The organism is Branchiibius sp. NY16-3462-2, assembly GCF_001594145.1.
Classification (GTDB): Bacteria; Actinomycetota; Actinomycetes; order Actinomycetales; family Dermatophilaceae; genus Branchiibius.
Genome location: NZ_LVCF01000026.1, coordinates 1 through 1,275, shown reverse-complemented (window position 1 = coordinate 1,275; position 1,275 = coordinate 1). Strand labels below are relative to the sequence as shown.

Genomic DNA, 1,275 nt, shown 5'->3' with positions numbered 1-1,275 from the left:
TCGCGATCCGGATCCGGTCCTCACACCGCGCCCGCCGCCGGTGCCGCAACTCCAGGTTCGCCAGTTGCCCGCGGGTGGTGTTGGTCGCGAACGCGGTCAACCGGTACCCGTCGACGTCGTCGAACCGCAACTGCGCTCCGGGGTGGGGTCGTTCCCGGCGCACGATGACCCGCATCCCTGCCGGCCAGCCGGACAACAGACCGCGGAACGTGAGCAGGCCGGTCAGTTCGACCACGTCCGCGCCTTCGCGGACCTCGCCATCGGCGTTCAGTGCTGCCTGCCACGCCCTGGCCGGGATCAGCCGGTACAGCTCGGGCAGGCACGCGGGCAGGGTGAACCCGACCGAGTACGAAACACCCCGGCGGGCAAGCCACCTGGTGTACTCCTGGGTTCCGCCGCCGCCGTCGGTGCGGATCAGCACCTTGCGGCCCGGCCGGGCCGGGTTGATCCCGGGCAGCTGTTTGAGCGCGTCCCGGGTGACCTGGATGTGGTCGGCGGCGGTGTTGGAGCCGGCGTTACCCGGCCGCAACTGCATCGCCAATGGTTCACCGGTCCCGTCCGGGCCGTGGTCCACGAACGCACACAACGGGTGGAACCCGAAGCCTTTCTTGAACGTGGGCTTGGCTTCTTCCTTGTCCGAGTGCGCGGTGATCAGCGTGGCGTCCAGGTCCACGATCAACGGATCGGTGGCGGTCACACCGTGGGTCGGTGCGCGCTCACCGGCCAGCGCCCACGCGGGGGCACGGGCGGCACGTCGTGCGGCCGCCACCTGCTTCAACACGCGGTGGGCGTCCGCGGCCAACGCGGTGATCGTGCGAGAGATCGTTGCCTCGGATCCAACCGGTCCGTACACGTCGGCCTCGGACCGGATCACTGCCGCGTCCGCCAGGCAGTCACCGCCGAGCGCCAGCGTCACGGCCAGGTCGGTGAGCACCTTGGCCGGGTGATGCACCGCCGCCGGCTTGCGCCACCCATCCAGAGCCCGCGCCATCGCCGGGGACAGACCCGTCACCTCCGCGGCCGTGGTCAGCAACACCCCGCCCGCCGAACCAGCCGCCGACACCGGTGCCGTGTCGACCTGAACAGACGGGTAGAACCCGGTAGTCTTCTTCACCTGGAAGGTGCTCCTCGAACTGGTTCCGATAGTTGCTTCGCAACACCTATCGTCCCAGGTCAGGAGCACTTTTCAGTTCACAACACGGCCGTCGACACCGACACCCGATGAAATCTCGAGGCTAGCGCGGCCGTTTTCGCAGGTCAAACGGCCTGTGACGG

Annotated in this window: 1 protein-coding gene; it reads right to left on the bottom strand. The window is 68.9% G+C overall.

Annotated elements, in window-relative coordinates:
- On the bottom strand, nucleotides 1-1,114 hold a 1,114-nt coding region (locus tag AZH51_RS07895; protein ID WP_291523030.1), incomplete at its 3' end, for an IS1380 family transposase.
- Nucleotides 1,115-1,275: the final 161 nt, after the last annotated feature.